Source organism: Pseudomonas sp. PDM10 (assembly GCF_014852295.1).
Lineage (GTDB): Bacteria > Pseudomonadota > Gammaproteobacteria > Pseudomonadales > Pseudomonadaceae > Aquipseudomonas.
On record NZ_JACVBJ010000009.1, the window covers coordinates 93,626 to 120,107 of the forward strand.

The following is a 26,482-nucleotide window of genomic DNA, read 5'->3' on the forward strand; positions in this document are numbered from 1 at the left end:
TTGATTGTGATTATAAGGATCAGCAAGAGATTTCAACGGAACGTGCCAGGCGCCTTGAATAATAAAGGCTGTGGCCTGGCTGGACGACTTTGTAAACTGTCGCTGGTAAACAAATGCGGGCGTTCAATCACATACCCTTGAGCGTAATCCACCCCAATCTCCAGCAATGCCTGCTCGATCTGTGGTGTTTCAACAAACTCGGCAATCGTACGTTTACCCATAACATGACCGATGTGATTGATCACTTCGACCATGGCGCGGTTAATCGGGTCGTCCAGCATATCCTTTACGAAACTCCCGTCGATCTTCAAGAAGTCTACAGGTAAATGTTTCAAGTAGGCGAATGAGGACATTCCGGCGCAAAAGTCATCCAGCGAAAAGTGGCAGCCTAAACCTTTGAGTTCATTAATAAATTTGATTGCACTTCCGAGATTGGAAATTGCACTGGTTTCGGTGATTTCAAAACAAATCATTTCAGGCGGTATGGAGTAAGTAACAAACTGTTCACGCAGGAAGTGCAGAAACGCCTCATCTCCGATAGTTGTGCCTGACAGATTAATCGCACACATGGCCAATGGTCCTTTGTGCTGTTCGGCTATGCAGTGGGCAATAATTTTGAAAACGTTCTGTACAACCCAGCGATCAAGGGACGTCATCAGACCATAACGCTCAGCAGCTGGAATGAAACTGTCGGGCAAAATCATGCGTCCGGCTTCGTCATGCAGGCGCAACAGAATTTCGATATGCCCACCGCCCTTCTCGATATGACCAAGGGGCGCGATTTCCTGGGCGTACAGACAGAAGCGGTCTTCTTCCAGCGCCAAGTGCAAGCGCTGCACCCAAGCCATCTCGCCGAAGCGCAGGGACAGTTCCGAATCATCGGCGTGATAGACCTGAACCCGATTGCGGCCCTTTTCCTTGGCCATATAGCAGGCCATGTCGGCAGCGCGCAGCGAGGCTTCGAGCGTGGTCGGATTCTGAGTGACGTGAACCAGCCCGATGCTCACAGTGGTCACGAAGGGTCGGCCTTTCCAGACGAAGTGCAGGTTCTGCACGGTCTGACGCAGGCCCTCGGCGATTTTCTCGGCGGCTTCCGGGGCGCAGTTCTCCAGCAGGATGCCAAACTCGTCGCCACCCAGGCGGGCCAGGGTATCGCCTTCGCGCAAACCCGATTGCAGCAGAGCGCAGATATGCCGCAGCAACTCGTCACCCGCCGCATGGCCGCAGGTATCGTTGACCAGCTTGAACTGATCCAGATCGAGGAACATCAGCGCATGGCGCCCCGACTGCCGTGTCAGGTTGTGCAGCGCCTGTTCCAGGCGATATTCGAACTCGCGACGGTTGGCGAGCCCGGTCAAGGCGTCATGGGTCGCCTGCCAGGACAGATTGGCAATGTATTGCCGCTCCTGGGTCATGTCGTGCAGCACCAGCACCGTGCCGCTGACCTTGCCGGCATTGCGGATCGGCGCACCGACCAGAGTCACCGAAACCGTGCTGCCATCCAGGCGCTGAATCAGTTTGGAGTGTTCGCTGCCACCACTCAGCTGTCCGCTCAAAATGTGTTCGATCAACGTAAAGCCATCGGCCTGAGCGTTCTCGTCCAGCAGATTGAACAGTGCCGCCAGCGGCAAACCCGTCGCCTGCTCGGCCTTCCAGTGAGTCAACGCCTCGGCGGCCGGGTTCATGTAGGCGATCTCGCCTTCGACATTCGTGGTGATCACACCATCGCCGATCGATTGCAAAGTGATTTGTGCCCGGTCTTTCTCCAACTGCAGAGCGTCGGCGAAGGCATGGCGCTGCTTGAGCAGTTTGTGCGTACGCATCAAGGCCAGGAGGATCAAACCCAGGGCCGTGGCGAGGTTGGTCACCAGCAACACCCGCAGGATCATCCGCGAGCCTTCGCCCAAGGCATCGCTGAAGGCCTTCGCCGCCGGTGTCACACTTTCGTTGATGACGAATATCTGATCCTTCCAGCGCTTGATATCGGTATCGGTGGCCTGACGGGCGGTGATGCGCTGATGCATCTCCCGCGCAATGGCATCGAGTTGCACCAGATACGCATCGCCCACCCTCCAGAGGTCGATGGCTTTCTCGTGGTAAGTGAAGTGCCGGAAATTGAGGTACAGCCAGATCACACTATTGATGTCATCCGGGTGGTTGCCGCCCTTGAGGATCGCCACGCGCGCGGCTTCGATATTCGGCGGCTGATGATCCAGCGCCACACGCAATTCGTGGCCACCCTGAGGCACCGCAATCGCGTTCAGGTATTTGTTGAATATCGTCTCGTCGCGGCTATCGGCGTAGAGATTGAGGTAGTAGATGGCGTCTTTTTGGCCTTTGGACCAGAGGCTTTCACCGGCAACGTAGCCGCGAACCGCCGACAGAACGTACAGGCTCACGCCGCCGAGCATCGCCTGAAACAGCACGACGGCGATAAATGGCCAGACGATGCCCAACAACCGTGGCGTTCCGAGAGTCCGCGTTTGATTCATGAGATCCCTTGCATTAGCACTGCTTGATCGTCTTCCGGACGAAATCGCTACCGCTAGACTAGGGTGCGTTCCAAGCCCCGGCAAGTGATCAACAAAAAACACCCTGCGGTCCCCTCGCGATATATATATATACCGCATGGACTCTCTTCCAGGTCGTTGTAATCGGTACCGATCCCCCTGCTGCACCGCAGGGAACCAACCGAAACAAGACAAGAGAAGCCGCATCGTGCATACACCCCCTTCAAATGGCGTTTCAAGCGCCCCAGGCACTTCATCCCCGACCACCGCTCAGGTCCATCAGGGTCAACTCCAGGACTATGAACTGTTGCGATCAGTTTTACGTGAGGAGGTGGGTTCACTGTCCAGCTTTTCCCAAACGCTACTCAGGCCACAATCCTTTTCACCCTTGCATTATGAAAGCGAAACTGGCCAGGAAGCGTTACAGCAGTTGCTTGTGGATCCCGACTACCGTGCACTGTGCAAAAAAAACAATATCTCCCCACACTATCTGATCGTCACCTTGAAAGAAGGGGCCTTTGTTTATGAGACTTCTGGTCGCGAAGGTGCAAACAAGATCGAATTGCCCCTGACAGGAAACGAAAACTGGCAAGCACTTCGAACCCGGATCGAAAAGGCTGCCACCTTGCTGGGTGGAGAAATTCGCTATGACCGCCTGATCTCGGCACCCAGGATTGCCACGTTTTACGGGTTACACCCTTGGGATCCGGCCAATACCGCTAAACATCAGGCCGCCATCGACACCCTTGAAGAAAAGATCGCAAGTTTTCAATTGGGGCTCGAGGATGATTTCAACATACTGGACCTCAAACCAACTCTTAAGAAAGAAGATCGACAGGTTTCTTTTCAAGGTGTCCTGACAACCGAATCCCGTGATGAATTGCAAGGGCAGTTCATTAAAGGCGAGATTAAAAGAGTCATCCAATCGTTTCTACCTGATGGGGTTACATCCCCGCTGACCCATTTGGCCAACGACATTCTTGGGTCAGCCACGCCTGAAAAGGTAGATGTCCAGCCAACCGTTTTTCTTCAAAAGATCCTGCAAAGTCCGGAAGCCGAAAAACTGGGAACCGCCTTGCTGACAATGATGGATTGGTACGGTGGAAAAATGGGCGAAGAGACCTCGCCTCATGTACGCACCAAAGTGGTAGCCCAAGCGCTGCAAATCTGGTTTAAATCGCAAACTATTGAATACCCCGACAGGATTGCCGGTTATGACCTGAAATCCAACTTAAACTGGGGGAAAAGTTACAAAGAGATATGGAGGGAATTTAAAGACCATTTATTCACATCAAAACGCGCCATCTCAAAAAAAGAAGCCACTGTCATGGCAAGGTTGTTCCTTCACGAGTTCCCAACCGAATTCCGCATCAGCGACATCCCGAAAGACCTGCCTTATAGAAGCTCCGTGGTGTGGGTAAATTTCGTACATGGCGTCAACCTCGCCCATGCCATTGATCCTGCCTTACTGCAACGTCTCAAGTTCCAGGAGTTGGTGGACTTCCCTATCAATCAAGCAGTGGGTGCCTCTGCCGACTATCTGGACTTGATCACCCTTGAACGACTGCGTCCCGCTCTGGAATGGGCGATCACCAACGGATTCCTTGAGGAAAGGAGCGATTTCGACTATTCAACCCGTGAAATCGAATTTGCCGTATCTACACTCGATGACCGCACAACAGCGTTAAAAAACGCTACCACTGATCTTGATAAGCCTCCTCCTGAAAGACTGGCGATTGCCAAGCGTGAGATGGTCAAGCTCTTTGGTCCCCACGCATTTACATCGGATGGCCACAGGCTGATAGCTGAAGCGGTACGAGCGGACAGTATTCATGACACCCCCATTGTCAAGCATGAGACGTTCTCATTTCTTGATGTGTACGCATCCGGAAAATTTGACCAAAGCCAAAAGTGGTTTAGGACGACCCCTGACGGCAAGAACAGAAGTTCGCTCTGGATCCACCTGGATAAGGACCGAAAAATACAGATCCACAAAAACGTGATGTTTTCACACGCGTCCGTCATTTATATGCCCGCCAACAAAGTTCTTCCTGACGCCAATGCTCTTTTTCAGGAGGAATTCAACCGCTATATCGAATTATCAAAATCCGCCTATAAAAAACTGATCAGCAGCCAACTGGCATCGTTGCCACTGGCGGATCGTCAGGCAATAGAGTATGGCACCGTAACACTGTACTGCTTGAGAAAGGCCACTTCGGGTGACTCGATAATTATCAAAAACGGAGAGTTCACTAACTCAGTCAACGCCCGCAAAGGCTTTATATTGAGAGTCACCTATCAAAACAAAAACTCTTATTACGAATGCCTACCTTCAGCCGGGGTGATTCATCCATTTACCTCGTTCGACAAAGTACTTATTGGCGGAACACCAGAACAAACACTGAATACAATCGGGCCCGTTCTTACTCAAACAATATCCTTCCCCGTCAGGACGCTACCCTTGGACTGGAATGCATATGAAACCGGCACAATTCCCATCCCTGGTGCAAGCTGCAAGGCCCTTATCCAAAAGCTGGGAAGTATACTCGAGGAAACTCCACCCGAGGATGCTGCCAACATTGTCCCTCAGACGTTATCGTCCAGGCGTTCACAAAATATAACTGGGTTGATCGCCGATAATCTTATGTTTTTCGATGAAGCACAGCTTCTTGCGTACACCCGTGGAGAAACCGAATTTGATCGCATGGAGGCCAAGACCAAGAAAGTAATCAGCATCATAAAAATGTACGTGCCATTTTGGAGCAATATCGAAGATATCGTCTCAGGCAATGGACTTCGGATCTTTCAAGGTGTGTTTGGTTTAGTTCTGGATTTGACCACCTTCCTGATTCCTATTGGCAAGTTCGTGTCGGGCACAATGAAACTGGCAATGACGGCAGGAAAACTTGGCATCCGTGTTGCTCTACCGCGCTTTGGCAACCTGACAAAAAAACTGCTCATTGCAACACTGCAAAACCTGCACCCTTTGGACGGCCTCCCCTCACTACTCAAATCCGGCTCCAGGCTTTCCTTGCGACTTGCCCGCAAAGGCGCGCTCCAGGTGAAGTCACTGACCGGTCGAGCCGGGCAATACAACCTCATAGGCGCCATGGCTCAATCGACAACCCCCAGCACCTGGAAGCCCTTGGCCGCAAGCGACCAACTGGCCACAGTTCGAGGAATTGAAGACATTCCCATACGTAACACGGGAACGGTTAGCACCCCGAGCTATCACCTGATAGAACCGCTATCGGGCAAGCCTTACGGTCCCCGACTAAACACCAGAACAGCAGAAGTCTCGATCGGTCGATCCGAGTACTCCACAGTGGCTGAAATCGACAACAGGGTTGTCTTCGAATTGCCAGAAAGTGCACGAGTACAGAATGTTCCCGAAGTTGATGGTCGCAGCACTTTACTGATCGATCACGTGCCTTATCGACTCGACAAAGGAACCCTGCGGCGTGTCGATACCATTGATGCCAGTGAAACCCTTAAGCGTAAGACCTGTCGGATTCGTCGCGCCCCGGGAGACACTGTTTGTCTCAATAGCTATGTCCACGGTGAACTCGCGCCCACGCCCATACCGGGTAGCCACACAACGGTTGAAGGCTATAGTCCGTGGTTTGGTGACAAAATCTACACGCCCGCACCGGCAAAAGCGGGTCGTAACCAACCTGTTCTGGCGCTGGACGGCCAACTTTATATCGAGTCGAGGGGCGTGTGGACCCGATACGAGGGTGCCAGGAAGCCCCTGGGCCTTTCAAAACTCCAGCCCAAGGTTCGACTCGAGGGAACCATCGAGTTTCAAGAGGGGATGTACGGTCGAATCAAGGTCTCGGGTGTGTACGACGACCTTGATGACGATCTCCGTCAGGTCGGCACATTGATCATCCAGTCAAAAACCGATGCTAAAACGGAGTATCTGTTCACCCAACTCAACGCGACCGACTACTACTTTGCCGAGATAACAAAAGGACAGAGCCTCGCTGGCGCACATCGGTTGCAACGCATACCCGACGCCAGCCTTCAAACAGATCCGCTCTACAAGGAACTCCATACGGTCTTCATTGGCTCAATACAGGCCAACAATACCGCTCGAATCTACGGGTTGGATAAAGTGAAGCAGGCTGTCAACGCTATGAATGAGATTGCGATCCCTCTCGGTGGCTTGGCAAACCCACCTGCAAACCTGAGGCTGGTAAAGGTCGCAACCACGCCCGGCGAAGCCGTAATGTTCGATCATAGAACCCGGATGATTGTCTGCGAGTTCCCCATCACGACAAAAACCTGGACACGTACTAAAGCGGCACCGGAATCCTTGCGCCAACAAACTGCGGCAATTTTCAATGATCTCTTTCAAAAGCAGCTATTCAAAGCCGGTGAATTGAACGATCTATACATTGCCAAAACGATGAAAGCGCTTCAGAGCATTGTCAATAAAAGCAACTTCAAAACCATGAAAAACCCCAGAAATATCGGTTACGCCCAAATCACCCGCGCCGACGGCCACACCGAAGTCTATGTCAGCGTATCGGGTGCTGGTCATGACACTAACTTTTTGCCGTTGTTCAAAACACATAACACTCGGGAAGTTACGGTAGGTACTACTACCTACATCAATGTCGACTTCAAGAAAAACTTTGAGAGGACTTCGCTGAGTGTGTCGGCACAAGGCAAGCTCGAATCTATTCCTCGCACCATTCCCGACATGTCGACATACACCCCGGAGCTGACCAAAAGACCCACATCGCTGGACAGCGAAAGCAAGTTGATCAAGGTTATTCGCGACAAGTACCCGGATGACGCCACCCGCGGGCCCGTTACAGTCGTCACCACCATGGCACCCTGCGACTCCTGCTCGGTGGTGATGCAACAGTTTGCTCACTCGGGCGGTGAGGACGCGTTAAAGGTGATCTGGGACTGATCCGCGCCCCTTATAACTGCTGCAAATGCCCATAAAGCTTGGCGTACAAACCACCATCGGCAATCAATTGCTGATGGTCGCCATCTTCGGCAATTTGCCCGCCGTCGAACACCAGCACCCGGTCGGCCTGCTTCACCGCGGACAACCGGTGCGCAATGATCAGGGTGGTGCGATTGCTCAGGAACCGCGCCAGCGCCTGGTGCAGGTTGTATTCGGTGGCGGCATCCAGTGCCGAGGTGGCCTCGTCGAGGATCACTACCTTGGGTTCCGCCAGCACCATCCGCGCAATGGCCAGGCGTTGGCGTTGCCCGCCGGACAAACGCACCCCGGAACGTCCGACAATGCTGTCCAGGCCGTCGGGCAATTCACGAACCGTGTGGTGCAACTGAGCAATCTCCAAAGCCTGCCAGCAGGCCTCGTCACTGCGTTCACGGCCCATGGTCAGGTTGGCGCGCACGGTGTCGTTGAACAGCGCCGGATGTTGCAGAACCACGGCGACGTTCTCCCGCACGGTTTCCAGGCCGATCTCTTGCTGGGTCGAACCGCCGAAGCGGATCGTCCCGGCAAGCGGCGTGTACAGGCCCAGCAGCAACTGCACCAAGGTACTTTTTCCGCCACCGCTAGCGCCGACAATCGCGACTTTTTCGCCGGGGGCAATCGACAGGTTCATCTGGTTCAACACCAGCTCGTCGCCGTAACCGAAACTCAATCCCTGGACTTCGATACCCACGGTTTCGCGACCGTTGAACGGGTCGACACCGCCCGGGTATTCAGGCTCATCGGCCCGGGCCAGCAACTCGTTGATCCGCGACAGCGCGCCGCCGGCCGCATAATAGGCGTATTGCAGATTCAGCAGCTGTTCCACCGGACCGATCATGAACCACAGGTAGCTGAACACCGCGAGCATCTGGCCGATGGACAGGTCGGAAAACAGCACGGTGAGCATCGCCGCCGCACGGAAAATATCGATGCCGAACTGGAACAGCAAGCCGCTGGCACGGTTCGAGGCATCGGTTTTCCACTGCGAGTTCACCGCGTAATCACGCACTTCCCGGGCGCGCTGCCCCAGACGTCCAAGGAAAAACCCCTGACGGTTGCCGGCACGCACTTCCTGAATGGAGTCGAGGGTTTCGGTCAGCGCCTGGGTAAAGCGCGAGGTGCTGTCGTTCTCGAGTTTCTTCAGGTGCTTGACCCGTTTGCCCAGGAGTACCGTGGCGTAGATCACCAGCGGGTTGAACAGCATGATCAGCAGCGCCAGCTTCCAGTGCATCCAGATCAGAATGCTCGCGGTGCCGACCAGGGTCAGCATGGCGACCAGGAAACGGCTGAGGGTTTCGCCGACGAATTTGTCCACCGTGTCCAGGTCGGTGACCAGATGCGTGGTCACCGTGCCGCTGCCCAGGCTTTCGTATTCGCCCAGGGAAATGCGCTTGAGCCGTTCAATCAGCCGTGTGCGAATGCGATACACGATGTCCTTGGCCAGGGCCGCAAACAACTTCGCCTGAACCACGTTGAAGAACAAGGCGCCACAACGTAGCAACAAGGTCACCAGCAGCATCAGGCCGATGTAGCCCGCGGCTTTCTGCCAGTTTTCGGGCAACGCATGGTTCATGACTTTCAGTGCGGCGTCACCGTGGCCCAGCAGCACTTCGTCCACCAGCAACGGTAAGAGCAGGGGAATCGGCACGCTACACAGCGTGGCCAGCACGGCCACGCCGTTGGCGATCCACAGGGACTTCTTGTGATGCAAGGCCAAGCGACGGATTTCCGCCCAGCTCAGACGGTCGACACGTGTAGCGTTTGCGGCGTCGTCAGGCTGGTCATGCACAGGCAGCGCGCTCCAGCCAGCGGCCGAGCAACGGAGACAGTACGCTGAGCGGCTGATAGCCATTGGTCAACAGCGCCAATTGACCATTACGCTCAGCCAGCAAGGTAGGGAAACCGGCAATGCCCAGGTCCTGGACCCAAGTGAAATCGGCCGCCGTCGCGGCGTGCTGATCGGCACGGTCGAACGCGGCGGCGAACTCGATGCGCGGCAGACCGGCCTGCTCCGCCAGCTCCACCAGAACACTGGCGTGAGTGACGTCGCGCCCTTCGGCGTAAAACGCGTGCTGAATCAGCCCAAGCAGTTTCCACGCACAATCCGGCGCCAGGCTGCGCGCGGTCACCAACGCCCGACAGGCAGGTTCGGTGTCGTAGACAAACCCGTCGGGCAACGCGCCTTCCAGCTTGAATGGTTGACCCGTGGCCTCGGTGACCGCTTGCCAATGCTCAAGGATGTAGCGCCGGGTGGTCGGCTCCAGCGCGGAACCGCTGCCGGTACGCAAACCACCCACCACCAGGTGCACGTCCACCCCCGCCGCTTGCGCCTGCTCGACCAGCGCGTTGGCCACCGGCGCGAAGCCCCAGCACCAGGAACACATCGGGTCCATCACATAGAGCAGGCGTTGCGCAGACATGGTTCAAGCCTCGGAAGGAGTTTGCTTGTAGTTGTAACCGATCGGGTGAGGCAGGTTGCGAGCCTTGGCCAGTTCGATCTGCTTTTGCCGGTCGATGGCACTGCGACGGGTCTTCTCGCTCAGCTTATCCCAGCAATGCGGGCAACTGATGCCGGCCACGTAGTGCTCGGATGTGCGGTCGGAGGCGCTGATCGGTGTACGACAGGCATGACATTGATCGTAGTCGCCTTCGCTGAGGTCGTGGCGCACGGTCACGCGGTTGTCGAACACGAAGCAGTCGCCCTGCCATTTGGTTTCTTCCTGCGGCACCTCTTCGAGGTACTTCAGAATGCCGCCCTTGAGGTGATAGACCTCGTCGAAGCCCTGGCTGAGCATGTAGCTCGACGCCTTTTCACAACGAATGCCGCCGGTGCAGAACATCGCGACTTTCTTGTGCACGGCCGGGTCGAAATTGGCTTTGATGTAGTCGGGGAATTCGCGAAAACTGGTGGTCTTCGGGTCGATGGCGCCTTCGAAGGTGCCGATCGAGACTTCGTAGTCGTTGCGCGTGTCGATTAACAGCACTTCCGGGTCGCTGATCAGCGCGTTCCAGTTCTGTGGATCGACGTAGGTGCCGACCTTTTTGTTCGGGTCCACGCCTTCGACGCCGAGGGTGACGATTTCTTTCTTGAGTTTGACTTTGGTGCGATAGAACGGCTGGTCGTCGCAGTACGACTCTTTGTGGTCGATGTCGTCCATGCGCGGGTCGTTCTTGAGCCAGGCCATCAGCCCGTCAATGCCTTCGCGGCTGCCGGACACGGTGCCGTTGATGCCTTCTTCGGCGATCAGCAGCGTGCCTTTGATGCCGTTGTCGACCATCGCTTGCAGCAGCGGCTCGCGCAGGGCGACGTAATCTTCGAGGGTGACGAACTTATACAGTGCCGCCACGACAATCTGTTGTGTCATGGGTGATTCTCCAGGTGGCTACCCTCGTAAGGGGTGAACCGGATGCGAAAAAAAAACGCGCCGGGTGAGCGGCGCGTTGCGGATTCTAGCAAAAACGGTGTGGTTTAGGACTGCGATCTGTAAGGTCTGGTACAAACCATTGTGGCGAGGGGATTTATCCCCGTTCGGCTGCGAAGCAGTCGTAAAACCAGGCAGCTCGGTTTGCCTGGCACGCCTCGTTGAGGCTGATATTTCAGGACTGCTTCGCAGCCCAACGGGGATAAATCCCCTCGCCACAACAGCCCATCAGGCCTTCAGCCCATCAACCCTTCACATTAATGCTTGCTGCCACCAGCACAGGTCGGCGAGGCCGGAGCCGCGTCGATCTGTGCCCATTCCTCTGGCGTGTAGGTATGCAGCGCCAACGCATGGAACTCGCCCATCAGCTCGCCGAGCGTGCCGTAGACTTTCTGGTGACGCTTGACGCGGTTGAGCCCTTCGAACTGCTGGCTGACCACCACGGCCTTGAAGTGGGTCTGCAACCCACGGCTGTGCATGTGGCTTTCATCCAGCACTTGCAGATGCTGCGGCTGCAACAGGCCCAGCGTCGATTCGATGCGTTGTTGCATGGTCATACCGAACTCCGCTTAAGGCTTTTTCTTGGCAGGAGCGGCGGCGCCTTTAGGCTCCAGCTCGGCGGTCATGTCAGCCAGCAGTTTGTTGACCACAGGCACGGCGCTTTCCAGCTTGGCTTGAGTCATCTGGGCCGATTGCTGAGTCAGCTGCGGCATTTTTTCCAGGACTTTCTTGCCCAGTGGCGACTGGTAGAACGCGACCAGGTCTTTCAGCTCGGATTCGCTGAAGTTGGTGGTGTAGAGCTTGACCATGTCCGGCTTCAGCTTGTTCCAGCCAATGGCTTGGTCCAGCGCGGCGTTGGCTTTGGCCTGGTAGGTTTCCAGCAAGGCCTTCTTCGATTCAGGGGCTTTGGTCTGTTCGAAGCGCTGAGCGAACATTTGCTGCACTTGCATGTACACCGGAGTGCCCAATTTGTCAGCGTGCGCCAGGGTCAGGAAAGCTTCGGCACTGGCGTTGTGGCTGGCGGTATCGGCAAAAACAGGGCCGCTGGCGCAAACCAGTGCAACCGCGGTACAGATGGCACGAAGACGAGTCATCGAGTTTCCTTTTCTAGCAGGCGAGGTCATTACCCCAAGGGCGACCATTCTGCACCTAAAAAAGTGTGTCACTCAACCCCAAGCCTTGTCGGGCCTGATTTAGAGGGGTTGAACGGTCAAAAAACAGACTGATGGAACCACGGCCGGCGATCACGGCCTAAACTGCGCTATCAGACCTACAGGAGTGTGCATGATGAGCCGTATCGAAACCGACAGCCTTGGCCAGGTGGAAGTCCCGGATGAAGCCTACTGGGGCGCTCAGACGCAACGCTCGCTGATTAACTTCGCCATCGGCAATGAAAAAATGCCGCTGGCGGTGCTGCATGCCCTGGCGCTGATCAAGAAAGCCGCGGCGCGGGTCAATGACCGCAACGGTGACCTGCCCGCCGACATCGCCCGGCTGATCGAACAGGCCGCCGACGAAGTGCTCGACGGCAACCACGACGACCAGTTCCCGCTGGTGGTCTGGCAGACCGGCAGCGGCACCCAGAGCAACATGAACGTCAACGAAGTGATCGCCGGTCGCGCCAACGAACTGGCCGGTAATGCTCGTGGCGGCAAGTCGCCGGTTCACCCTAACGATCACGTCAACCGCTCCCAGAGCTCCAACGACTGCTTCCCGACCGCCATGCACATCGCGGCAGCCCAGGCAGTGCAACAGCAATTGCTGCCAGCGATCAGCGAACTGTCGGGCGGATTGGCCGAGCTGTCCGCGCGGCACATGAAACTGGTCAAGACCGGCCGCACCCACATGATGGACGCGACACCGATCACCTTCGGCCAGGAACTGTCGGCGTTCATCGCGCAACTGGATTACGCCGAGCGGGCGATCCGCAGCGCGCTGCCGGCCGTCTGTGAATTGGCCCAGGGCGGCACCGCGGTCGGCACCGGGTTGAACTCGCCCCACGGTTTTGGCGAAGCCATCGCTGCCGAGCTGGCCGCCCTCTCCGGCCTGCCGTTCGTCACCGCACCCAATAAATTCGCCGCCCTGGCTGGCCATGAGCCGCTGACCACGCTGTCCGGCGCGCTGAAAACCCTCGCCGTGACCCTGATGAAAATCGCCAACGACCTGCGCCTGCTGGGCTCCGGGCCGCGAGCAGGCTTCGCCGAAGTCAAACTGCCGGCCAACGAACCGGGCAGCTCGATCATGCCGGGCAAGGTCAATCCCACTCAGTGCGAAGCCCTGTCGATGCTGGCGTGTCAGGTATTGGGCAACGACGTCGCCATCGGGTTTGCCGCAAGTCAGGGGCACCTGCAACTGAACGTGTTCAAACCGGTGATCATCCACAACCTGCTGCAATCGATCCGCTTGCTCGGAGATGGCTGCAGCAACTTCCAGCAGCATTGCATCGCCGGTCTGGAACCGGATGCAGAGAAAATGGCTGAACATCTGGAGCGTGGGTTGATGTTGGTGACGGCGCTGAATCCGCACATTGGTTATGACAAATCGGCGGAAATCGCCAAAAAGGCTTACGCAGAAGGGCTGACCCTGCGTGAGGCGGCGTTGCAGTTGGGGTATCTGACGGATGAAGAGTTTGATGCGTGGGTACGGCCGGAGAATATGCTTGAGGCCGGTGCCAAGGGCTGACCTGACTGATCGTTCCCACGCTCTGCGTGGGAATGCAGCGCGGGACGCTCCGCGTCCCTGCCGAAGCGGACGCGGAGCGTCCATTGAGGCATTCCCACGCAGAGCGTGGGAACGATCATCCGACCGCTATTCGGGCCTTTCGAGCCCTGAGCCCCGCAATCAACGACGGCCCCAACGCCACCAGCGCCGATCCCAGCACCACCAGCACCGCCCCGCCATACCCCAAACCATTGATCGTCTCGGCATGCACATAGTCCGGCCACATCCACGCGGCCACAGCCACCGCAGCAAACGTCACCAACGGCGTAATCGCCAGCGTCGCACTGACCCGCGATGCCTCCCAGTGCGCCAGGGCCTCGGCAAACGCGCCATAGGCGATCAGGGTGTTCATGCAGCACGCCAACAGTAGCCAGCCTTGCAGCGGGCTCAGTTGCAGCGCTTCCAGCGGATGCACCCACGGCGTCAGCAACAGCGCGCAGAACAGGTAGATCACCATCATCACCTGCAGCGAATTCCACACCGTGAGCAATTGCTTCTGGCCCAAGGCGTAGAACGTCCAGACCGTGGACGCCAACAGCACCAACAGGACGCCGGCGGTGTAATCGGTCAGCGAGGTCAGCAGCTCGGCCAGCCGCTGATTGAAAAACAGGGCAAAGCCGATCAACAGCACCAGCAGGCCAATCCCCTGCCCCACGCTGAACCGTTCCTTGAACACAAACAGACTGGCGATCAGCAACATGATCGGGCCCATCTGCACCACCAGTTGCGCGGTGCCGGGGCTCAGCAGGTTCAGGCCCATCAGGTACAACACGTAGTTGCCCACCAAGCCGAGCACAGCCATCACCACTAACCAGCCACCACGCGGCCCGAGCACCTTGCGGCTCGGCAGGCGTTTGGTCGCCGCCAGATAAATGAACAGGCAGCCGCCGGATACGATCAGGCGAAACCAGGTCACCGTCACCGGGTCCATCACCAGCAGCACTTGCTTGAGTTTGATTGGCAGGATTCCCCACAGCAACGCGGTCACCAAGGCCAGGAACAGACCGTAAACCCAGCGACCCGATGAAATGTGCATTGCGAACCCCAAAGCCAAGTAGCAAGAACGGTCATTCTAGGCTTAGAGCTGTTCGGCACACAGGGACAGTTGGGCGCTGGCCGCGAATGAAACTGTGCAGGTCGCACCATTAAATTGGCGCTATGCCGTCGATCGGTTGGCCAGGCGTTGCAAGTGGTTCATGCATAAGCTCATGGGATTCGCCAACAGGTACATTCCTCAGGAGATCGCCATGTACGGCAAGCGCGCCCAGGACAATGCCCCCGCCACTCACTTTCGCTGTGACCGGATGTGTCGTGTGAATGGGGAGTTGTATTTCAGCACCCGGGAAAACACCCTTGAGGGGCCGTTTGAAAACCCGGAGACGTTGGCGCGGGAGGTACAGGCTTACATTGAGCGGATGCTGGTTTTGCGGATGAGCCTGTAGACCGCAGCGCTGCCATCGCGAGCAGGCTCGCTCCCACAGGGATCTGGTGTGCGACATAGATCCAATGTGGGAGTGAGCCTGCTCGCGATAGCGGCTAACCAGGCAACAAAAATCTTCCGGATTTAACGCACAGCTTCAAACAACCCGGTCGCCCCCATCCCGCCACCCACACACATGGTGACGATGCCGTAACGCACGTTGCGGCGCTGCAATTCACGCACCAGATGCCCGACCTGACGCGAGCCGGTCATGCCGAACGGATGGCCGATGGAAATCGAGCCGCCATTGACGTTGTACTTGTCATTATCGATCTCCAGCCGAATGCGGCTGTACAGGCACTGGGACGCAAACGCTTCGTTGAGTTCCCACAGATCAATGTCGGAAATCCGCAATCCCTTGGCCTTAAGCAACTTCGGCACCGAAAACACCGGGCCGATGCCCATTTCATCCGGCTCGCAACCCGCCACGGTGAAACCACGGAAGAACGCCTTGGGTTTCAACCCCAGTTGCAGTGCTTTTTCCAGGCTCATCACCAGCGTCATCGACGCGCCATCGGACAACTGCGAAGAATTGCCCGCCGTCACCGAACCGTCTTCGGCAAACACCGGTTTCAACCCGGCCAGGCTTTCCAGAGTGGTGCCCGGGCGATTGCAGTCATCGTGATCGACGATGCCGTCAAGGATCTGCACCTGACCGGTGGCTTTGTCTTCAACCCGATACTTCACCGCCATCGGCACGATTTCGTCGTCGAACAATCTATCGGCCTGTGCCTGAGCAGTACGTTGCTGACTTTGCAGCGCGTACAGATCCTGTTCCTCACGAGTGACGTCGTAACGACGAGCGACGATTTCAGCCGTCTGGCCCATCGGGAAATAGATACCGGGCACCTGCTCTTTCAGCAGCGGATTGATCAGGTTGTCGGTGTTGATGCTTTTCATGGTCAGGCTGATGGACTCGACGCCACCGGCAACGATGATGTCGCTGCAACCCGAAGCAATCTGGTTGGCCGCGATGGCGATCGCCTGCAAGCCCGAGGAGCAAAAACGGTTGAGGGTCATCCCGGCAGTGCCGGTGCCCAGGCGCGACAGCACCGCGATGTTGCGTCCGATGTTGAAGCCCTGGCCCCCTTCGTTGGAACCGGCCCCGACGATACAGTCCTCAACACTGGCCGGATCGATGCCCGAGCGTGCCAGCAGCGCATTGACGCAATGGGCCGCCATGTCGTCCGGGCGGGTCAGGTTGAACTTGCCGCGAAAGGACTTGGCCAGGCCGGTCCGCACGCTGTCGACGATCACCACTTCACGCATGGCATACCTCATTGTTGTTGTCGGTTGGGAGTGGACCGAGCATAAGTCCACTGCATTACCGACCGCGACAATCATTCACCCCGCGTATGCGTAACCATCGCTCACTACTTGTGCTGCTTCACTTTCCTGTCGTGCTTGTCGGACTTTTCGAACGCCTCTTCCAGCGCCAGATTGATGGTGCGCAGGACTTTGACCCGCGCCCAGCGCTTGTCATTGGCTTCCACCAGCGTCCAGGGCGAGATCTCGGTGCTGGTGCGATCGACCATGTCACCAACCGCCGCGCGGTAGTCGTCCCATTTATCACGATTGCGCCAGTCATCTTCGGTGATCTTGAAACGCTTGAAGGGAATTTCTTCCCGCGCCTGGAAGCGCTCCAGTTGTGTCTGCTTGTCGATGGCCAGCCAGAACTTGACCACGATCACCCCGGCCTCGGCGATCAGCTCTTCAAAATCATTGATTTCACTGTAGGCCCGCAACCAGTCAGTCGGCGGGCAGAAGCCTTCGACGCGTTCCACCAGCACCCGCCCGTACCACGAACGATCGAACATCGTGAACTTGCCCTTGGCCGGGATGTGTCGCCAGAACCGCCACAGATAAGGCTGCGCACGTTCCTCTTCGGTGGGCGCGGCGATCGGCACGATGCTGTACTGGCGTGGATCGAGGGCTGCCGCGACCCGGCGGATCGCCCCGCCCTTGCCTGCCGCATCATTGCCCTCGAACACCGCCACCAAGGCATGTCGACGCATGCGTTTGTCGCGCATCAGGCCGGAGAATCGTGCCTGCTCGGTAATCAATTGTTCTTCGTAATCGTCCTTGTCCAGGTGCTGGGTCAAATCCAGGCTGTCGAGCAGGTTCAGTTGATCGACATGGATGGGCAACGGCGCGGCATTGACCTTGTCGGGATGGACCTCGGCACGCTTCAGAGCATTTTGCAGGCCTTCGAGCAGGATCTTGCCCACTGCCAGGCTGCGGTAATGAGGGTCCACCCCTTCGATCACATGCCAAGGCGCGTAGTCGCGGCTGGTACGGCGCAACACGCGTTCGCCGTATTTCACGAACTTGTCGTAGGTTTGCGATTGTTGCCAGTCCAGCGGACTGATGCGCCAACTGTGCAGCGGGTCATCCGCCAGGGCCTTGAGCCGCGCCTTCATTTGCTTCTTGGAGAGGTGGAACCAGAACTTGAAGATCAGCGCGCCTTCGTCGCAGAGCATTTTTTCAAAGCGCTCGGACTGGTTGATCGCCTGATCCAGCACCGGGTCCTTGAACAAGCCATGGACCCGGCCTTGCAGCATCTGGCTGTACCAGTTGCCGAAGAAAATCCCCATGCGGCCCTTGGCCGGAAGCATCCGCCAGTAGCGCCAGGCCGGTGGCCGCGCCAGCTCTTCGTCGGTCTGCTGATCGAACGTGCGGACCTCGATCAGGCGTGGGTCCATCCATTCGTTGAGCAACTTGACCGTCTCGCCCTTGCCGGCGCCTTCGATGCCATTGATCAGAATGATCACCGGAAAGCGGCGCTGCTGGTGCAGTTCGAACTGCGCTTCGAGCAAGGCTTCGCGCAGGACCGGTTCTTCGGCGTCGTAGGTTTCTTTGTCGATGGCGTGACCGATTTCGGCGGATTCGAACATGGGACGGCTCCTTCCAGGATTGAGCAAGACTAGCGGATTGGGCCGATAGTCAGCAGAGAAAATTCCCTATGGTTTTAATGCTGTTCACTTAAGCGCGGCGTCCATATTTGTGGCGAGGGGATTTATCGGAATGCCGCACCACCCCGTTCGGCTGCGAAGCAGTCGTAATCCAGACAACTTAGTCTGTCTGAAAAGACGCTGGGGCCGCTTCGCAGCCCAACGGGGCGGTGCGACGTTTCGCTAAATCCCCTCGCCACAGAAAGCTCGCTCTCTCCACAAAAATGACGATTGTCCCTGACACTTCCAACGTGGCACTTGCCATGGATCAAGCACCGCCCCGGCGATCGGCTAGAATGGCCGCCTTGCCGTTGCCGAGCCTGCCATGAAACCTGTATTGCCCCACGCCCAGCTCGACTGGGACGACCAAGGGCTCCCGCGTTCGCGGGTGTTCGATGATGTGTATTTCTCCGACCTGTCGGGGCTGGACGAAACCCGCTACGTATTCCTCGAGCAGAACGCTTTGCGTGAACGCTTTGCCGCGTTGCCTGAGGGCGGTCGCTTGGTGATTGGCGAGACCGGTTTCGGCACCGGGCTGAATTTCCTTTGCGCCTGGCAGCTGTTCGAACAGCACGCGGTGGCCGGGGCACGGCTGCATTTTGTCAGTGTCGAAAAGTACCCGCTGAGCCTGCCCGATCTGCAGCGCGCCTTGGCCTTGTGGCCGGAGCTCAAACCGTTTGCCGATCAACTGCTGACGCAATACGTCGCGATCCACCCAGGCTTCCAGCGCCTGGTGCTGGACAACGGCCGCGTGACCCTGACCCTGCTGATCGGCGATGCGCTGGAACAATTGCCACAACTCGACGCGCAGATCGACGCCTGGTTTCTCGACGGTTTTGCCCCGGCGAAAAACCCTGACATGTGGACCGCCGAGCTGTTCGCCGAACTGGCACGTCTGGCGGCCCCCGGCTCGACCATCAGCACCTTCACCAGCACCGGTTGGGTGCGACGTCTGCTGAATGCGGCGGGCTTCAAGATGAAGCGCACGCCCGGCATCGGCCACAAATGGGAAATCCTGCGGGGCGTGTTTCTCGGCTGGCCTGAAGAAGTCCCGGCGCCCGCCGCGGCCAAACCGTGGTTCACGCGCCCGACGCCGCTGACCGGCGAACGTCGGGCACTGGTGATCGGCGCCGGCCTGGCCGGTTGCGCCACGGCCGCCAGTCTCGCGGCGCGGGGTTGGCACGTCAGTCTGCTGGAGCGTCACAATGCACTGGCGCAGGAAGCCTCGGGCAATCCACAGGGCGTGCTGTACCTCAAGCTTTCGGCCCATGGCACCGCGTTGTCGCAGTTGATTGTCAGTGGTTTCGGTCACACCCGGCGTTTGCTCGAACATTTGCAACGGGGCGTCGACTGGGACGATTGCGGGGTCTTGCAACTGGCCTTCAACGCCAAGGAAGCCGAGCGTCAAGCGCAATTGGCCGCCGCCTTTTCGCCAGACCTGGTGCACCTGCTCGATCAACCGCAAGCCCAGGTTCAGGCCGGGATCGCCCTGGAGCACGGCGGATTATTCTTCCCGGAGGGCGGCTGGGTTCATCCGCCGGCGTTGTGCCATTGGCAGGCATCTTCGGCGAACATCCAGTGGCTGCCCCATCGCCATGTCCTGGAACTGCGCAAGGTTGATGATCAATGGCAGGCCTGGGACGGTGGTGATTTGCTGGCCAGTGCCCCCGTGGTGATCCTGGCCGGCGCCGCCGAGATCAAGCGTTTCCCTCAAAGCGCCGAGCTGCCCCTCAAACGCATTCGTGGCCAGATCACCCGACTGGCGCAAACCCCTGAAAGCCAGAGCCTGGCCACCGTCGTCTGCGCCGAAGGCTATGTGGCGCCGGCTCGACTGGGCGAACACACCCTCGGCGCCAGCTTCGACTTCAAGAGCGATGACCTGACCCCGACCCTCGCCGAACACCTCGGCAACCTGGCCTTGCTCGAGGAAATCTCCCCCGACCTGGCCACGCGACTGCATGCACAGGCACTGGACCCGCAACAGCTTGAAGGACGCGCCGCGTTCCGCTGCACCAGTCCAGACTACCTGCCGATCGTTGGCCCGTTGGCCGACCCAGCGGCCTTCGCCGATGCCTATGCCGTACTGAGCAAGGACGCCCGGCAAATCCCGAGCATTCCCTGCCCCTGGCTTGAGGGTTTTTACGTCAACAGCGGTCATGGTTCTCGCGGCTTGATCACCGCGCCACTGTCGGGTGAATTGCTCGCGGCATGGCTCGAAAACGAACCGCTGCCCTTGCCCAGAACGGTCGCCGAGGCCTGCCATCCCAACCGTTTCGCCGTGCGCCAATTGGTCCGCGGAAAAGTCTGACGGCGCGCCTTATAACTTATCGGTCTAAAACTCCGGGGATTCAGCCGGGTCAGTTTCTGAGTACCCGCCGTTTTTGGCGCGGTACCGATTGACCCTCCCCAACGGAAAAACCGGTAAGGAATTTATGTGCGGATTAGCTGGCGAGTTACGTTTTGATCATCAACCTGCAGACCTTGCAGCCATTGAACGAATCACCCATCACCTGGCCCCTCGCGGCCCTGACGCATGGGGCTTTCATGCCCAAGGGCCGATTGCCCTGGGCCACCGTCGCCTGAAAATCATGGACCTGTCGGACGGCTCGGCGCAGCCGATGATCGACAACCAACTAGGCTTGTCCCTGGCCTTCAACGGCGCGATCTACAACTTCCCGGAACTGCGCACCGAGCTTGAAAGCCTCGGTTATGCCTTCTATTCCGGTGGCGACACCGAAGTGCTGCTCAAGGGCTATCACGCCTGGGGCGAAGCCTTGCTGCCCAAGCTCAACGGCATGTTCGCCTTCGCCATCTGGGAGCGCGATGCCCAACGCCTGTTCATCGCTCGTGACCGTCTCGGCGTGAAGCCGCTGTACCTGTCGCGCACCGGCCAGCGCCTGCGCTTTGCCTCGGCACTGCCGGCGCTGCTCAAGGGCGGCGACATCAATCCGATCCTCGACCCGGTGGCACTCAATCATTATCTGAATTTCCACGCAGTGGTTCCGGCGCCGCGCACCTTGCTGGCCGGCATCGAAAAACTGCCACCGGCGACCTGGATGCGCATCGAAGCCGATGGCACCACTGAGCAGAAAACCTGGTGGACCCTGCCCTACGGCCCACACGCCGATGAGATGGATCTGACACTCGAAGACTGGCGTGACCGTGTGCTCGACAGCACCCGTGACGCGGTGGCGATCCGTCAACGTGCCGCAGTCGACGTCGGTGTGCTGCTGTCGGGCGGTGTCGATTCGAGCCTGCTGGTCGGTCTGTTGCGTGAAGTCGGTGTTGAAAACCTGTCGACCTTCTCCATCGGTTTCCAGGATGCCGGCGGCGAGCGCGGCGACGAGTTCCAGTATTCGGACCTGATCGCCAAGCACTACGGCACGCAGCATCACCAATTGCGCATCGACGAAAAAGAAATCATTGAACAATTGCCCGCAGCGTTCCGCGCCATGAGCGAACCGATGGTCAGTCATGACTGCATCGCCTTCTATCTGCTGTCCCGCGAAGTGGCCAAGCATTGCAAAGTGGTGCAGAGCGGCCAGGGTGCAGACGAGTTGTTCGCCGGTTATCACTGGTACCCACAAGTCGACGGTGCCGAAGATCCGTACGCCGCCTATCGCGATGCGTTTTTCGACCGTAGCTACGACGACTACGCCGCCACCGTGCAGCCGAAATGGCTGACAGCGAATGACGCCGCTGGTGACTTCGTGAAGGAACATTTCGCGCAGCCCGGTGCCGATGCAGCGGTGGACAAAGCCCTGCGTCTGGACAGCACGATCATGCTGGTGGATGACCCGGTCAAACGCGTCGACAACATGACCATGGCCTGGGGCCTGGAAGCGCGCACGCCGTTTCTCGACTATCGCCTGGTGGAATTGTCGGCCCGTGTGCCGGGCAAATTCAAACTGCCGGATGGCGGCAAGCAAGTCTTGAAAGAAGCGGCGCGGCTGGTGATTCCGAGTGAAGTGATCGATCGCAAGAAAGGTTACTTCCCGGTGCCGGGCCTGAAGCATTTGCAGGGCGACACGCTGAACTGGGTGCGCGAACTGCTGCTCGATCCGAGTCAGGATCGCGGCCTGTTCAAGCCTGAGATGCTCGACCGCCTGCTGACCGATCCACAAGGTCAATTGACCCCGTTGCGAGGTTCCAAGCTGTGGCAATTGGCGGCCCTGAACCTGTGGCTCAGCGAACAAGGAATCTGATCGATGAAACCCCATGCCACGGCCTACAGCCAACGCTTGTTGCGCGGTCAGGCGCCCTCTTACGAACGCTTGCAGGCCCGCTTGGCCGAAGACGGCAGTGAATTGGGCGCCGCACCGATCGCCGTGCATTGCGGTTGGGGCCGGTTGCTGATCGGCCATACCTTCCCGGATCCGGCGAGCCTGGCCCAAGAGCTGCTCAACGAGCACACCGGTGAACGCGACATCGCCCTGTACGTGGCGGCGCCTCAGCAAGTGCTGGGGTTGGAGCCGGCCCAGTTGTTTCTCGACCCTTCCGACACCCTGCGCCTGTGGTTCAGTGATTACCGCCAGTCGACTCGGGTATTTCGCGGCTTTCGCATCCGCAGGGCCCAGAGCGACGCGGACTGGCAGGCGATCAATCAGCTGTATCAATTGCGCGGCATGCTGCCGATCGACGCGAGCCTGCTGACTCCGCGTCATCAAGGTGGGCCGGTGTATTGGCTGGCCGAAGATGAGGACAGCGGCGCGATCATCGGCAGCGTCATGGGCCTCAATCACCACAAGGCGTTCAACGATCCGGAAAATGGCAGCAGCCTGTGGTGCCTGGCGGTCGATCCGCAATGTTCGCGTCCGGGTGTCGGTGAAGTGCTGGTGCGACATTTGATCGAGCACTTCATGAGCCGGGGGCTGAGTTACCTGGACCTGTCCGTGCTGCACGACAACCGGCAGGCGAAAAGTCTTTACGCCAAGCTGGGGTTTCGCAACCTGTCGACCTTCGCGATCAAGCGCAAAAACTGCATCAATCAGCCGTTGTTTCTGGGCCCGGGTCCCGAAGCCGAGTTCAATCCTTATGCACGGATCATCGTCGAGGAAGCGCACCGTCGTGGCATCGAAGTGCAAGTCGATGACGCCGACGCCGGTCTGTTCACCTTGATCCATGGCGGTCGCCGCGTACGTTGCCGTGAATCCCTCAGCGACCTGACAAGCGCCATCAGCATGACGTTGTGCCAGGACAAAAGCCTGACGCACAAAGTGCTCAAGGCCGCCGGTTTGAACCTGCCGTCGCAGCAACTGGCCGGTAATGCCGATGACAATCTGGCGTTTCTCGATGAGCACGAACGGGTGGTGGTCAAGCCGCTGGATGGCGAACAGGGCCAAGGCGTCGCGGTGGATTTACGGAGCATCGAAGAGGTCCAGCAAGCCATCGAGTCCGCTCGCCAGTTCGACAGTCGGGTGCTGCTGGAGAGCTTCCACGAAGGCCTCGACTTGCGGATTGTGGTAATCGGTTTTGAGGTGGTCGCCGCGGCGATTCGCCGTCCGGCAGAAGTGGTGGGCGATGGTCAGCACTCCATCGGTGCGCTGATCGAAGCGCAGAGCCGGCGTCGTCAGGCGGCTACCAGCGGTGAAAGCAAGATCCCGCTGGATCACGAGACCGAGCGCACATTGAATGCTGCGGGTTATGACTACAACAGCATTCTGCCGGCCGGTGAGCATCTGTTCGTACGGCGTACGGCGAATCTTCATACCGGCGGGATTCTTGAGGATGTCACGGCGATCCTGCATCCGACGTTGGTGGATGCTGCGGTGCGAGCGGCGCGGGCGCTGGACATTCCGATGGTCGGGCTCGACCTGATGGTGCCTGCCGCCGATCAGCCGGAGTATGTGTTTATCGAAGCCAATGAGCGCGCAGGCCTGGCCAACCATGAACCACAGCCGACGGCCGAACGGTTTGTGGATTTGTTGTTTCCGCACAGTCAGCCGGCGGCCTAACGCTCCCCCTCACGATCGTTCCCACGCTCTGCGTGGGAATGCCTCACCGGACGCTCCGCGTCCGCTCTTGGGACGCAGAGCGTCCCGGGCTGCATTCCCACGCAGAGCGTGGGAACGATCAGGCCTCAACTCATCAGGAGTTTCCATGACCAGTAACATTCCCGAACCAGATCTGAACTACCTGCAAAAAGTCCTGCTGGAAATGCTCGCCATTCCCAGCCCGACCGGGTTCACCGACACCATCGTGCGTTACGTCGCCGAACGGCTTGAAGAGCTGGGCATTCCCTTTGAGATGACCCGCCGCGGCACTATCCGCGCCACGCTCAAGGGCAAGAAAAACAGTCCCGACCGCGCCGTCTCCGCTCACCTCGACACCATCGGCGCGGCGGTTCGCGCGATCAAGGACAACGGTCGTCTGACCCTGGCGCCTGTCGGCTGCTGGTCCAGTCGTTTTGCCGAGGGCAGCCGGGTCAGCCTGTTTACCGACAACGGCGTGATTCGAGGCAGCGTGCTGCCGCTGATGGCTTCCGGGCATGCGTTCAATACCGCCGTGGATGAAATGCCGATCAGTTGGGATCACATCGAGCTGCGCCTGGACGCCTATTGCGCCACCCGCGCCGATTGCGACTCCCTGGGGATCAGCGTCGGTGATTTTGTCGCCTTCGACCCTTTGCCGGAATTCACCGAAAGCGGCCACATCAGCGCCCGACATCTCGATGACAAGGCCGGCGTTGCCGCATTGCTCGCGGCGCTCAAAGCGATCGTCGACAGCGGCCAGGAGCTGATGATCGACTGTCATCCGCTGTTCACCATTACCGAGGAAACCGGCAGCGGCGCGGCGGCGGCGTTACCGTGGGACGTCAGCGAATTCGTCGGCATCGACATTGCCCCGGTCGCGCCGGGTCAGCATTCCAGCGAACACGCGGTGAGCGTGGCCATGCAGGATTCCGGTGGACCTTACGACTATCACCTGTCGCGGCATCTGCTGCGCCTGGCCAGTGACAACGAATTACCGGTACGCCGCGACCTGTTCCGCTATTACTTCAGCGATGCCCATTCGGCGGTCACCGCCGGGCATGACATTCGCACCGCCCTGCTCGCCTTCGGCTGCGACGCCACTCATGGCTACGAACGCACCCACATCGACAGCCTCGCTGCGCTCAGTCGATTGCTCGGCGCCTACATTCTGAGTCCGCCGGTGTTTGCCAGCGATGCACAACCTGCCAAGGGGTCGCTGGACCGGTTCAGTCATCAGATCGAACATGAGACGCAGATGGAAAGCGATACGCGGGTGCCGTCGGTGGATAGTCTGGTGGGGCAGCGGTCGGATACCTGACGTTGGCGTACTCGATCGTTCCCACGCTCTGCGTGGGAATGCAGCCCGGGACGCTCCGCGTCCCTTTCTAGAGCTGGAACGCGGAGCGTCCCTTGAGGCATTCCCACGCAGAGCGTGGGAACGATCACAGATCAGGCACCCTTTAATCCCCAGGCTAGCCGCAACCTCCCATTCGCCGTAGCATCGCGCCATTGTTTAGCCGAGGTGCCTATGCTGATCCCCCACGACCAACTTGAAGTCGACACCCTCACCCGCCTGATCGAGGATTTCGTGACCCGTGACGGTACGGACAACGGCGATGACACGCCGCTGGAAACCCGTGTGCTGCGTGTTCGCCAGGCATTGACCAAGGGCCAGGCGCTGATTGTCTTCGACCCGGAAAGCGAGCAATGCCAGTTGATGCTCAAACACGATGTGCCCAAGCACCTGTTCGACTGAGACCTCAGCGTCCTTTGTTTTTCGCCAGTTTGACCTGGATGCGGTCGTAGACCTCGGACCGGTGCACGTTGACGTTTTGCGGCGCTTCGACACCGAAGCGCACACTGCCTCCGTTGACGGCAAGAATGCGCACGGAAATGTTGTCACCGATGGAAATCAACTCGCCCACAACGCGACTGAGTACAAGCATGGCATTCGTCCTTCAGGGTTATCGAACCCTGAAGATGCCCTGCACTGAGTAGGGCTTCAATGCGACAGCGGCAAATCAGTCCCGCCCTACAGCGCCGCCCGAACAGATCCTATGGAAACGTCCTACAAACCCATTGAATGAAGGACCGATCCTTCAGGAAGCGGAGAAGCGCGGGCCGAAAAGGATGACGCTGGCCCCGATGACACACAGCGCCACGCCGAGCCAGTCCGAACCCAGCGGACGAATCCGCTCGACCACCGCCAGCCAGCCGATCGACGCGATGATGTAGATGCCACCGTATGCGGCATAGGCGCGACCGGCGTAGGTCGCTTCGATGCGGGTCAGCAGCAGCGCGAACAAGGTCAGACTAAGCAGAGCGGGCACGACCCACCAGGCGCTTTTACCCTGGCGCAGCCACATCCAGAAGGCAAAGCAGCCGGCGATTTCGAACAGCGCGGCGAGGAAAAACCACAGGTAATTGAGCATGCATACAACTCGCGAGGATGGCCGATGGCGG

Annotated in this window: 19 protein-coding genes; 8 read left to right on the forward strand and 11 right to left on the reverse strand. The window is 58.5% G+C overall.

All coding sequences use genetic code 11. The annotated features are described in order from the left end of the window. Window positions 1-32: 32 nt before the first annotated feature. Entirely contained in the window at window positions 33-2,492 is a 2,460-nt protein-coding gene (locus tag IB252_RS28145) for an EAL domain-containing protein (RefSeq protein ID WP_192410960.1), read from the reverse strand. Between the two features lie 226 nt (window positions 2,493-2,718). On the opposite strand from IB252_RS28145, the gene IB252_RS30475 reads away from it, so the two are divergent. Beyond that, window positions 2,719-7,434, forward strand: a complete 4,716-nt coding sequence (locus IB252_RS30475) for a deaminase domain-containing protein (protein ID WP_192410961.1) — start codon at window positions 2,719-2,721, stop codon at window positions 7,432-7,434. Window positions 7,435-7,444: 10 nt separating this feature from the next. Here the strand turns inward: IB252_RS30475 and IB252_RS28155 are convergent, their stop codons facing one another. From IB252_RS28155 to IB252_RS28175, 5 genes are all read right to left on the reverse strand, one after another. Then, window positions 7,445-9,262: an ABC transporter ATP-binding protein gene (locus IB252_RS28155; protein WP_192410962.1), complete on the reverse strand. Its 1,818-nt coding sequence runs from the start codon at window positions 9,260-9,262 to the stop codon at window positions 7,445-7,447. Then, window positions 9,255-9,857, reverse strand: a complete 603-nt coding sequence (locus IB252_RS28160; protein WP_177327861.1) for a DsbA family protein — start codon at window positions 9,855-9,857, stop codon at window positions 9,255-9,257. The genes IB252_RS28155 and IB252_RS28160 overlap by 8 nt, the downstream gene beginning before the upstream one ends. A gap of 39 nt (window positions 9,858-9,896) precedes the next feature. Further along, the gene (locus IB252_RS28165) at window positions 9,897-10,838 is read right to left on the reverse strand and encodes a rhodanese-related sulfurtransferase (RefSeq protein ID WP_111452393.1); all 942 of its coding nucleotides are present in this window, start codon (window positions 10,836-10,838) and stop codon (window positions 9,897-9,899) included. Window positions 10,839-11,152: 314 nt separating this feature from the next. Beyond that, complete coding sequence (locus IB252_RS28170) at window positions 11,153-11,452, reverse strand: BolA family protein (protein ID WP_008151216.1); 300 nt, start codon at window positions 11,450-11,452, stop codon at window positions 11,153-11,155. A 12-nt stretch (window positions 11,453-11,464) separates the two neighbouring features. Further along, on the reverse strand, window positions 11,465-11,989 hold the full coding sequence (locus tag IB252_RS28175; RefSeq protein WP_033055281.1) for a DUF2059 domain-containing protein: 525 nt from the start codon (window positions 11,987-11,989) through the stop codon (window positions 11,465-11,467). A gap of 193 nt (window positions 11,990-12,182) precedes the next feature. On the opposite strand from IB252_RS28175, the gene IB252_RS28180 reads away from it, so the two are divergent. Then, on the forward strand, window positions 12,183-13,577 hold the full coding sequence (locus IB252_RS28180; protein ID WP_192410963.1) for a class II fumarate hydratase: 1,395 nt from the start codon (window positions 12,183-12,185) through the stop codon (window positions 13,575-13,577). Window positions 13,578-13,692: 115 nt separating this feature from the next. Here the strand turns inward: IB252_RS28180 and IB252_RS28185 are convergent, their stop codons facing one another. Further along, window positions 13,693-14,652 carry a DMT family transporter gene (locus IB252_RS28185; RefSeq protein ID WP_111452394.1) on the reverse strand — a complete coding sequence of 320 codons (960 nt, stop codon included), beginning with the start codon at window positions 14,650-14,652 and terminating at the stop codon, window positions 13,693-13,695. A gap of 211 nt (window positions 14,653-14,863) precedes the next feature. Here IB252_RS28185 and IB252_RS28190 point away from each other — a divergent pair, with 211 nt between their 5' ends. Beyond that, a complete protein-coding gene (locus IB252_RS28190) occupies window positions 14,864-15,058 on the forward strand; it encodes a DUF6316 family protein (protein WP_192410964.1) in 195 nt (64 codons plus the stop codon). Window positions 15,059-15,180: 122 nt separating this feature from the next. Here IB252_RS28190 and IB252_RS28195 read toward each other — a convergent pair whose 3' ends face one another. Together IB252_RS28195 and pap are read right to left on the reverse strand one after the other, a co-directional pair. Beyond that, window positions 15,181-16,365 (reverse strand): thiolase family protein, encoded by a 1,185-nt coding sequence (locus tag IB252_RS28195; protein WP_008151229.1) that lies wholly within the window; start codon window positions 16,363-16,365, stop codon window positions 15,181-15,183. Between the two features lie 104 nt (window positions 16,366-16,469). Next, window positions 16,470-17,990 carry a polyphosphate:AMP phosphotransferase gene (pap, locus tag IB252_RS28200; protein WP_192410965.1) on the reverse strand — a complete coding sequence of 507 codons (1,521 nt, stop codon included), beginning with the start codon at window positions 17,988-17,990 and terminating at the stop codon, window positions 16,470-16,472. A 382-nt stretch (window positions 17,991-18,372) separates the two neighbouring features. On the opposite strand from pap, the gene mnmC reads away from it, so the two are divergent. The 5 genes from mnmC to IB252_RS28225 all read left to right on the forward strand — a co-directional run bounded on the left by mnmC (window position 18,373) and on the right by IB252_RS28225 (window position 25,775). Further along, window positions 18,373-20,355: a bifunctional tRNA (5-methylaminomethyl-2-thiouridine)(34)-methyltransferase MnmD/FAD-dependent 5-carboxymethylaminomethyl-2-thiouridine(34) oxidoreductase MnmC gene (gene mnmC, locus IB252_RS28205; protein ID WP_192410966.1), complete on the forward strand. Its 1,983-nt coding sequence runs from the start codon at window positions 18,373-18,375 to the stop codon at window positions 20,353-20,355. Between the two features lie 124 nt (window positions 20,356-20,479). After that, window positions 20,480-22,252, forward strand: a complete 1,773-nt coding sequence (locus IB252_RS28210; RefSeq protein WP_192410967.1) for an N-acetylglutaminylglutamine amidotransferase — start codon at window positions 20,480-20,482, stop codon at window positions 22,250-22,252. A gap of 3 nt (window positions 22,253-22,255) precedes the next feature. After that, complete coding sequence (gene ngg, locus IB252_RS28215) at window positions 22,256-24,001, forward strand: N-acetylglutaminylglutamine synthetase (RefSeq protein ID WP_192410968.1); 1,746 nt, start codon at window positions 22,256-22,258, stop codon at window positions 23,999-24,001. Window positions 24,002-24,146: 145 nt separating this feature from the next. After that, window positions 24,147-25,337: an osmoprotectant NAGGN system M42 family peptidase gene (locus tag IB252_RS28220; protein WP_192410969.1), complete on the forward strand. Its 1,191-nt coding sequence runs from the start codon at window positions 24,147-24,149 to the stop codon at window positions 25,335-25,337. Window positions 25,338-25,547: 210 nt separating this feature from the next. Further along, entirely contained in the window at window positions 25,548-25,775 is a 228-nt protein-coding gene (locus IB252_RS28225; protein WP_003199186.1) for a YheU family protein, read from the forward strand. A 4-nt stretch (window positions 25,776-25,779) separates the two neighbouring features. Here the strand turns inward: IB252_RS28225 and csrA are convergent, their stop codons facing one another. Together csrA and IB252_RS28235 are read right to left on the reverse strand one after the other, a co-directional pair. Further along, window positions 25,780-25,965 carry a carbon storage regulator CsrA gene (csrA, locus tag IB252_RS28230; protein WP_008151243.1) on the reverse strand — a complete coding sequence of 62 codons (186 nt, stop codon included), beginning with the start codon at window positions 25,963-25,965 and terminating at the stop codon, window positions 25,780-25,782. 153 nt (window positions 25,966-26,118) lie between these two features. After that, window positions 26,119-26,451, reverse strand: a complete 333-nt coding sequence (locus IB252_RS28235) for a YnfA family protein (RefSeq protein WP_074878904.1) — start codon at window positions 26,449-26,451, stop codon at window positions 26,119-26,121. Between the last annotated feature and the right edge of the window lie 31 nt (window positions 26,452-26,482).

Bases quoted from the DNA above. Each gene is read 5' to 3' on its own strand.
- IB252_RS28145 (WP_192410960.1), bottom strand. From the start codon at position 2,492: ATGAATCAAACGCGGACTCTCGGAACGCCACGGTTGTTGGGCATCGTC.
- IB252_RS28160 (WP_177327861.1), bottom strand. From the start codon at position 9,857: ATGTGTTCCTGGTGCTGGGGCTTCGCGCCGGTGGCCAACGCGCTGGTC.
- IB252_RS28165 (WP_111452393.1), bottom strand. From the start codon at position 10,838: ATGACACAACAGATTGTCGTGGCGGCACTGTATAAGTTCGTCACCCTC.
- IB252_RS28170 (WP_008151216.1), bottom strand. From the start codon at position 11,452: ATGACCATGCAACAACGCATCGAATCGACGCTGGGCCTGTTGCAGCCG.
- IB252_RS28175 (WP_033055281.1), bottom strand. From the start codon at position 11,989: ATGACTCGTCTTCGTGCCATCTGTACCGCGGTTGCACTGGTTTGCGCC.
- IB252_RS28180 (WP_192410963.1), top strand. From the start codon at position 12,183: ATGAGCCGTATCGAAACCGACAGCCTTGGCCAGGTGGAAGTCCCGGAT.
- IB252_RS28185 (WP_111452394.1), bottom strand. From the start codon at position 14,652: ATGCACATTTCATCGGGTCGCTGGGTTTACGGTCTGTTCCTGGCCTTG.
- IB252_RS28190 (WP_192410964.1), top strand. From the start codon at position 14,864: ATGTACGGCAAGCGCGCCCAGGACAATGCCCCCGCCACTCACTTTCGC.
- IB252_RS28195 (WP_008151229.1), bottom strand. From the start codon at position 16,365: ATGCGTGAAGTGGTGATCGTCGACAGCGTGCGGACCGGCCTGGCCAAG.
- pap (WP_192410965.1), bottom strand. From the start codon at position 17,990: ATGTTCGAATCCGCCGAAATCGGTCACGCCATCGACAAAGAAACCTAC.
- mnmC (WP_192410966.1), top strand. From the start codon at position 18,373: ATGAAACCTGTATTGCCCCACGCCCAGCTCGACTGGGACGACCAAGGG.
- IB252_RS28210 (WP_192410967.1), top strand. From the start codon at position 20,480: ATGTGCGGATTAGCTGGCGAGTTACGTTTTGATCATCAACCTGCAGAC.
- ngg (WP_192410968.1), top strand. From the start codon at position 22,256: ATGAAACCCCATGCCACGGCCTACAGCCAACGCTTGTTGCGCGGTCAG.
- IB252_RS28220 (WP_192410969.1), top strand. From the start codon at position 24,147: ATGACCAGTAACATTCCCGAACCAGATCTGAACTACCTGCAAAAAGTC.
- IB252_RS28225 (WP_003199186.1), top strand. From the start codon at position 25,548: ATGCTGATCCCCCACGACCAACTTGAAGTCGACACCCTCACCCGCCTG.
- csrA (WP_008151243.1), bottom strand. From the start codon at position 25,965: ATGCTTGTACTCAGTCGCGTTGTGGGCGAGTTGATTTCCATCGGTGAC.
- IB252_RS28235 (WP_074878904.1), bottom strand. From the start codon at position 26,451: ATGCTCAATTACCTGTGGTTTTTCCTCGCCGCGCTGTTCGAAATCGCC.